5 protein-coding genes are annotated in these 7,654 nt (G+C 64.2%); 4 read left to right on the top strand and 1 reads right to left on the bottom strand.

The annotated features are described in order from the left end of the window. Nucleotides 1-60 precede the first annotated feature (60 nt). Nucleotides 61-750 carry a DNA repair protein RecO gene (gene recO, locus F6S12_RS28420; RefSeq protein ID WP_011059423.1) on the top strand — a complete coding sequence of 230 codons (690 nt, stop codon included), beginning with the start codon at nt 61-63 and terminating at the stop codon, nt 748-750. Between the two features lie 49 nt (nt 751-799). Then, a complete protein-coding gene (gene pdxJ, locus F6S12_RS28415) occupies nt 800-1,546 on the top strand; it encodes a pyridoxine 5'-phosphate synthase (protein ID WP_011059424.1) in 747 nt (248 codons plus the stop codon). Between the two features lie 66 nt (nt 1,547-1,612). Here pdxJ and mltF read toward each other — a convergent pair whose 3' ends face one another. After that, nucleotides 1,613-3,073, bottom strand: coding sequence for a membrane-bound lytic murein transglycosylase MltF (gene mltF / locus F6S12_RS28410; protein ID WP_011059425.1), 1,461 nt, complete (start codon nt 3,071-3,073; stop codon nt 1,613-1,615). 287 nt (nt 3,074-3,360) lie between these two features. Between mltF and purL the strand changes: the two genes are divergently transcribed. Then, complete coding sequence (gene purL, locus F6S12_RS28405) at nt 3,361-7,257, top strand: phosphoribosylformylglycinamidine synthase (protein ID WP_315869594.1); 3,897 nt, start codon at nt 3,361-3,363, stop codon at nt 7,255-7,257. 5 nt (nt 7,258-7,262) lie between these two features. After that, on the top strand, nt 7,263-7,574 hold the full coding sequence (locus F6S12_RS28400; protein ID WP_315869593.1) for a YqfO family protein: 312 nt from the start codon (nt 7,263-7,265) through the stop codon (nt 7,572-7,574). The last annotated feature ends 80 nt before the right edge of the window (nt 7,575-7,654 follow it).

The following is a 7,654-nucleotide window of genomic DNA, read 5'->3' as shown; positions in this document are numbered from 1 at the left end:
ACAGCTGCAACCCCTTCTCCGGACCCGGTTCCCTCTCTTCCCCTGAGATCCCTCGCAACCATGTCCAGCAATGCCCCAGTCGGCCAACTCGCCTACGTCCTGCACAGCCGCGCCTACCGCGAAAGCAGTGCCCTGGTGGATTTTCTTACCCCCCAAGGTCGCCTGCGAGCGGTGCTGCGCAATGCCCGGGGCAAGGCCGGGACCCTGGCGCGGCCCTTCGTGCCCCTGGAGGTCGAGTTTCGCGGCCGTGGCGAACTGAAGAACGTCGGGCGCATGGAAAGTGCCGGCATTGCCGCCTGGCTCAATGGCGAGGCGTTGTTCAGCGGCCTCTATCTGAACGAGCTGTTGATTCGCCTGCTGCCGGCGGAAGATCCCCATCCTGCGGTATTCGACCACTACGCTGCCACGCTGCTGGCCCTGGCCGAAGGCCGTCCCCTGGAGCCTCTGCTGCGGGCCTTTGAGTGGCGCCTGCTGGATGACCTGGGCTACGGCTTTGCCCTGGACAGCGACATCCATGGCGCGCCCATTGCTGCCGACGGCCTGTATCGCTTACAGGTGGATGCCGGGCTGGAGCAGGTGTTCCTGCTGCAGCCGGGGCTGTTCAACGGCACCGAGTTGCTGGCCATGGCCGATGCCGACTGGAGCGCTCCCGGCGCGCTGTCGGCGGCCAAGCGCCTGATGCGCCAGGCCCTGGCGGTGCACCTGGGCGGCCGGCCCCTGGTCAGTCGCGAGTTGTTTCGCAAGCCTTAGTCTCCCCGTATGCTGTGCGCCGAATCTTCATTTATTCAGGAGCGCTTCCGTGACCACCAGCAATCGCATTCTTCTTGGCGTGAACATCGACCACGTTGCCACCCTGCGCCAGGCACGGGGCACCCGTTACCCGGACCCGGTCAAGGCAGCGCTGGACGCGGAAGAGGCGGGCGCCGACGGCATCACCGTGCACCTGCGCGAAGATCGCCGGCATATCCAGGAGCGCGACGTGCTGCTGCTCAAGGACGTGCTGCAGACCCGCATGAACTTCGAAATGGGCGTCACCGAAGAGATGATGGCTTTTGCCGAGCGTATCCGTCCGGCACATATCTGCCTGGTGCCGGAAACCCGCCAGGAGCTCACCACCGAAGGCGGCCTGGATGTGGCGGGGCAGGAGGCGCGGATCAAGGCGGCGGTAGAGCGGCTGTCGAAAATCGGTTCCGAAGTGTCCCTTTTTATCGACGCCGACGAGCGCCAGATCGAGGCCTCCAAGCGGGTCGGCGCGCCGGCCATCGAGTTGCACACCGGGCGTTATGCCGATGCCCAGACGCCCAGTGAAGTGGCCGAGGAGCTGCAGCGTATCGTCGACGGCGTTGCTGTTGGCCTGGCCCAGGGGCTGATCGTCAACGCCGGCCATGGCCTGCATTACCACAACGTCGAGGCGGTGGCGGCGATCAAGGGCATCAACGAGCTGAACATCGGCCATGCCCTGGTGGCACACGCTCTGTTTGTCGGTTTCAAAGGTGCGGTGGCTGAGATGAAGGCCTTGATCCTGGCGGCTGCGGCCAAGGCCTGAATCGCCTTCGCCGGCCAGCCGGCTCCTGCACAACCTGCGTAGGAGCCGGCTGGCCGGCGAATGCTTTTAAAGCGGCGGATTCTCTTCCGGCGGCTTGGTCTTGTTGACCCCGGGTACGTGCAGGTTGCCTTCGGCAACCTGGTCGCCTTCCAGCTGCGGCTGGGTCACCCAGGTGAGAATGTCGTAGTAGCGACGGATGTTGGCGACGAAATGCACGGGCTCGCCGCCCCGGGCATAGCCGTAGCGGGTCTTGCTGTACCACTGCTTCTGCGACAGGCGCGGCAGCATCTTCTTCACATCCAGCCACTTGTTCGGGTTCAGGCCTTCTTTCTCGGCCAGCTTGCGCGCATCGTCCAGGTGGCCGGTGCCGACGTTATAGGCGGCCAGGGCGAACCAGGTGCGGTCCGGTTCCTCGATCTTGTCGTCCAGCTGTTCCTTGATATAGGCCAGGTACTTGGCCCCGCCGCTGATGCTCTGCTTGGGGTCCAGGCGGTTGGAAACGCCCATGGCCTGGGCGGTGTTCTGGGTCAGCATCATCAGCCCGCGCACCCCGGTCTTGGAGGTGACCTCGGCCTGCCACATCGATTCCTGATAGCCCACCGCCGCCAGCAGGCGCCAGTCGAGCTTTTCCTGCTTGGCAGACGCCTTGAAGTGCTTCTCGTACTTGGGCAGGCGTTGCTGCAGGTGCTGGGCAAAGGTGTAGGCGCCGACATAGCCGAGCACGTCCACATGGCCGTAGTAGCGGTCCTTCAGGCGTTGCAGGGTGCCGTTCTTCTCGACCTTGTCGAGGAAACTGTTGATCTCGTTGAGCAGGCTGTTGTCGTCGCCTGCGGCCACGGCCCAGCTCTGGCTGCGGGCGTCGCCCAGGTCAAAGGCCACTCGCACATTGGGGAAGTAGACCTGGTTCATCGCCAGTTCGTTGGAGTCCACCAGGGTCAGGTCGATCTGCCCTTCGTCCACCATGCGCAGCAGGTCCACCACTTCCACGGCGTCCGACTCTTCGTATTCGATGCCGGGGTACTTGAGCTTGAGTTCCGCCAGTTGTTCGGCGTGGGTGCTGCCCTTGAGCACCATGATGTGCTTGCCCACCAGGTCTTGCGCGGTGGTGGGGCGGGAACGGCCATTGCGATAGATGACCTGGGGCGTGACTTCCAGATAGGGGTGGGAGAACCGCACCTGCTGCTTGCGCTGCTCGCTGCTCACCAGGCCGGCGGCGGCCAGTACCGGGCCCTTGGGCTGGCCCAGCTGGTCGAACAGATCGTCGAGGTTGTCGGCGGTCTCGATCTTGAGCTCCACCCCCAGATCGTCGGCAAAGCGTTTCACCAGCTCGTATTCGAAGCCGGTTTCACCGTTGCGATCCTGAAAGTAGGTGGCAGGGCTGTTACGGGTGACCACCCGCAGCACACCATCCTCCTTTACGCGCTCGAGCGTGCTGGGTTTCTCAACACAGGCGCCGAGCATCAGGAAGAGTCCGGTAACGATGAGCCACTTGGCGCAGCGCGGACGTAAAGCCATAGGGGAAAACATTGGCGCAGTATACGCAAAGGATAACGGCCGCCATATCTCGACAGCGAAGGGCTTGTCTGCTAGCGATGGTCGAGCCGGGCTGAAGGCCTCAGGAATGGGGCCTGGGCGCTGAATGTGACGTTTAAAATAACCACCGGCAATGACCCTGATGAGGCTTTGTTATAGGGGGCTGGCCCCGGGCCGACGTCCGGAGGCGCCCGGGGGTTGCGTTTCGAGTGCCGATGCCAGCGGTTTACGTTAGAATGCACGGCCTCAAAGCACACCCCCTTCCCGAGGCTGTCCCGAAGATGTTGATCCTGCGCGGCGCTCCTGCCCTTTCTGCCTTTCGCCACAGCAAACTCCTTGAGCAACTGAGCCAGAAAGTACCGGCTGTCAGTGGCTTGTATGCTGAATTCGCTCACTTCGCCGAAGTCACCGGCGTCCTGACCGGCGACGAACAGCAGGTGCTTGCGCGCCTTCTGAAGTACGGCCCCAGCGTTCCGGTACAAGAGCCGACCGGCCGTCTGTTCCTGGTCCTGCCACGTTTCGGCACCATTTCGCCGTGGTCGAGCAAGGCCAGCGACATCGCCCGCAACTGTGGCCTGGCGAAGATCCAGCGCCTGGAGCGCGGCATCACCTTCTATGTGGCCGGTGAGTTCAGCGAGGCCGAGGCCCAACTGATCGCCGACGCCCTGCACGACCGCATGACCCAGATCGTGGTGGCCAACCTGGAACAGGCCGCCGGCCTGTTCAGCCACGCCGAACCCAAGCCGCTGACCGCCATCGACATCCTCGGCGGTGGCCGGGCTGCGCTGGAGCAGGCCAACAGCGAGCTGGGCCTGGCCCTGGCCGAAGACGAAATCGATTACCTGATGAACGCCTTCCAGGGCCTCAAGCGTAATCCCCACGACATCGAACTGATGATGTTCGCCCAGGCCAACTCCGAGCACTGCCGCCACAAGATCTTCAACGCCAGTTGGGATATCGACGGCCAGAGCCAGGAAAAAAGCCTGTTCGGCATGATCAAGAACACCTATCAGATGCACAACGAAGGTGTGCTCTCCGCCTATAAGGACAACGCCGCGGTCATCGTCGGTTCGGTTGCCGGGCGTTTCTATCCGAACCCTGAGACCCGCCAGTACGGTGCGGTACAGGAGCCGGTGCACATCCTGATGAAGGTCGAGACCCACAACCACCCGACCGCCATCGCGCCGTTCCCGGGGGCCTCCACCGGTTCCGGCGGCGAAATCCGCGACGAAGGCGCCACCGGGCGCGGCGCCAAGCCCAAGGCCGGCCTCACCGGTTTCACCGTGTCCAACCTGCAGATCCCGGGCTTCGAACAGCCGTGGGAAGTGCCGTACGGCAAGCCTGAGCGCATCGTCACCGCCCTCGACATCATGATCGAAGGCCCACTGGGTGGCGCGGCGTTCAACAACGAATTCGGCCGTCCGGCCCTGACCGGTTATTTCCGCACCTTCGAGCAATCCATTACCACGCCTCGTGGCGATGAAGTTCGCGGTTACCACAAGCCGATCATGCTGGCCGGCGGCATGGGCAACATCCGTGACGAGCACGTGCAGAAAGGCGAGATCACCGTCGGCTCCAAGCTGATCGTGCTCGGCGGCCCGGCGATGCTCATCGGCCTGGGCGGCGGCGCCGCTTCCTCCATGGCCACCGGCACCAGCTCGGCGGACCTGGATTTCGCTTCGGTACAGCGTGAAAACCCTGAGATGGAACGCCGTTGCCAGGAAGTCATCGACCGTTGCTGGCAACTGGGGGACAACAACCCCATCAGCTTCATCCACGACGTGGGCGCTGGTGGCCTGTCCAACGCCTTCCCGGAACTGGTCAACGATGGCGGCCGTGGCGGTCGCTTCGAACTGCGCAACATCCCCAACGACGAGCCGGGCATGGCCCCGCACGAAATCTGGTCCAACGAATCCCAGGAGCGTTATGTCCTGGCGGTAGGCGCTGCGGATTTCGAACGTTTCAAGGCCATCTGCGAGCGTGAGCGCTGCCCGTTCGCGGTGGTCGGCGAAGCCACTGCCGAACCACAGTTGACCGTGACCGACAGCCACTTCGGCAACAGCCCGGTGGACATGCCGCTGGAAGTGCTGCTGGGCAAGGCCCCGCGCATGCACCGTTCGGCCGTTCGGGAAAACGAGTTGGGTGACGATTTCGATCCAAGCACCCTGGATATCGCCGAGAGCATCGAGCGCGTCTTGCACCACCCGGCCGTGGCCAGCAAGAGCTTCCTGATCACCATCGGCGACCGCACCATCACCGGCCTCGTGGCGCGCGACCAGATGGTCGGCCCGTGGCAGGTGCCGGTGGCCGACGTGGCCGTGACCGCCACCAGCTTCGATGTCTACACCGGTGAAGCCATGGCCATGGGCGAGCGCACTCCGCTGGCCCTGCTGGATGCCCCGGCGTCCGGCCGCATGGCCATCGGCGAGACCCTGACCAACATCGCGGCCTCGCGCATCAACAAGATCAGCGACATCAAGCTCTCCGCCAACTGGATGTCCGCAGCCGGCCACCCGGGCGAAGACGCGCGTCTGTACGACACCGTCAAGGCGGTGGGCATGGAGCTGTGCCCAGAGCTGGGCATCACCATCCCGGTGGGCAAGGACTCCATGTCCATGGCCACCCGCTGGAACGAAGAGGGCGTGGACAAGAGCGTCACCTCGCCGCTGTCGCTGATCGTCACTGGCTTCGCACCCGTAGCGGACATTCGCCAGACCCTGACCCCGCAACTGCGCATGGACAAGGGCACCACCGACCTGATCCTGATCGACCTCGGTCGCGGGCAGAACCGCATGGGCGCCTCGATCCTCGCCCAGACCCACGGCAAGCTCGGCAGCCAGGCACCGGACGTGGATGATGCGGAAGACCTCAAGGCCTTCTTCGCGGTGATCCAGGGCCTCAACGCCGACGGTCACCTGCTGGCCTACCACGACCGTTCCGATGGCGGCCTGCTGGTCAGCGCCGTGGAAATGGCCTTCGCCGGCCATTGCGGCCTGAACCTGAGCCTCGACGCCGTGGCGGAAAACACCGCCGAAATCGCCGCCATCCTGTTCAACGAAGAGCTGGGTGCGGTGATCCAGGTGCGCCAGGACGCTACTCCGGACGTGCTGGCCCAGTTCAGCGCCGCCGGCCTGGGCGATTGCGTGGCCGTGATCGGCCAGCCGATCAACAACGGTGAAGTGAGCATCTCCTACAACGGCGAAAGCGTGTTCACCGGCCAGCGCCGCCTGCTGCAGCGTCAGTGGGCAGAAACCAGCTACCAGATCCAGCGCCTGCGGGACAACGCCGACTGCGCCGAGCAGGAATTCGACGTGGTACTGGAAGAAGACAACCCGGGCCTGAGCGTCAAGCTGGGCTTCGACGTCAACCAGGACATCGCCGCGCCTTACATCAAGAAAGGCGTGCGTCCACAGGTGGCGGTACTGCGTGAGCAGGGCGTCAACGGCCAGGTGGAAATGGCAGCGGCCTTTGACCGCGCCGGCTTCAACGCCATCGACGTGCACATGAGCGATATCCTCGCCGGTCGCGTCGACCTCAACGACTTCAAGGGCATGGTTGCCTGCGGCGGCTTCTCCTACGGCGACGTACTGGGCGCCGGTGAAGGCTGGGCCAAGTCGGCGCTGTTCAACAGCCGCGCCCGCGACGCCTTCCAGGGCTTCTTCGAACGTACCGACAGCTTCACCCTGGGTGTGTGCAACGGTTGCCAGATGATGTCCAACCTGCACGAGCTGATCCCGGGCAGCGAGTTCTGGCCGCACTTCGTGCGCAACCGCTCCGAGCAGTTCGAAGCGCGGGTGGCCATGGTCCAGGTGCAGGAGTCGAACTCGATCTTCCTGCAGGGCATGGCCGGTTCGCGGATGCCGATCGCCATCGCCCACGGTGAAGGCCATGCGGAGTTCGAAAGCGAAGAGGCATTGCTGGAAGCCGACCTGTCCGGTTGCGTGGCCCTGCGTTTCGTCGACAACCACGGCAAGGTCACCGAGCGTTACCCGGCCAACCCCAACGGTTCGCCGCGCGGGATCACCGGCCTCACCAGCCGCGACGGTCGCGTCACCATCATGATGCCGCACCCTGAGCGGGTGTTCCGTGCCGTGCAGAACTCCTGGCGCCCGGATGAGTGGAACGAAGATGGGGCGTGGATGCGCATGTTCCGTAACGCTCGGGTCTGGGTGAACTGAGGCTGATGTACAAGCTCAGCTTCTTCGTGCCTCCCAGCCATGTGGAGTCGGTCAAGAGCGCTGTGTTCGCCGCGGGCGGCGGACGCATCGGCGCCTATGACCATTGCGCCTGGCAGGTGCTCGGCCAGGGCCAGTTTCGCCCGTTGGACGGCAGCCAGCCGTTTCTCGGGCAGACCGGCCAGGTGGAGCGGGTGGAGGAGTGGAAGGTCGAGCTGGTGGTGGCCGACGAACTGATTCGCGACGTGGTACTGGCCCTCAAGCAGAGCCATCCCTACGAAACGCCGGCTTATGAAGTCTGGCGCCTCGAAGCGTTCTGAGGTTATCCACAGACACAAAGCCCGCTGAACCGGCAACGGTCAGCGGGCTTTTTTGTGGGCCTTCGCCGGCCAGCCGGCTC

Source organism: Pseudomonas sp. JV245A (assembly GCF_032424515.1).
Classification (GTDB): domain Bacteria; phylum Pseudomonadota; class Gammaproteobacteria; order Pseudomonadales; family Pseudomonadaceae; genus Aquipseudomonas; species Aquipseudomonas protegens.
Note: the sequence above shows the minus strand (reverse complement) of the source record. Positions and strands in the feature narration are given on the sequence as shown.

What these genes read in the sequence shown, in the direction of transcription:
- recO (WP_011059423.1), top strand. Translation starts at nt 61, where the DNA reads ATGTCCAGCAATGCCCCAGTCGGCCAACTCGCCTACGTCCTGCACAGC.
- mltF (WP_011059425.1), bottom strand. Translation starts at nt 3,073, where the DNA reads ATGTTTTCCCCTATGGCTTTACGTCCGCGCTGCGCCAAGTGGCTCATC.
- purL (WP_315869594.1), top strand. Translation starts at nt 3,361, where the DNA reads ATGTTGATCCTGCGCGGCGCTCCTGCCCTTTCTGCCTTTCGCCACAGC.
- F6S12_RS28400 (WP_315869593.1), top strand. Translation starts at nt 7,263, where the DNA reads ATGTACAAGCTCAGCTTCTTCGTGCCTCCCAGCCATGTGGAGTCGGTC.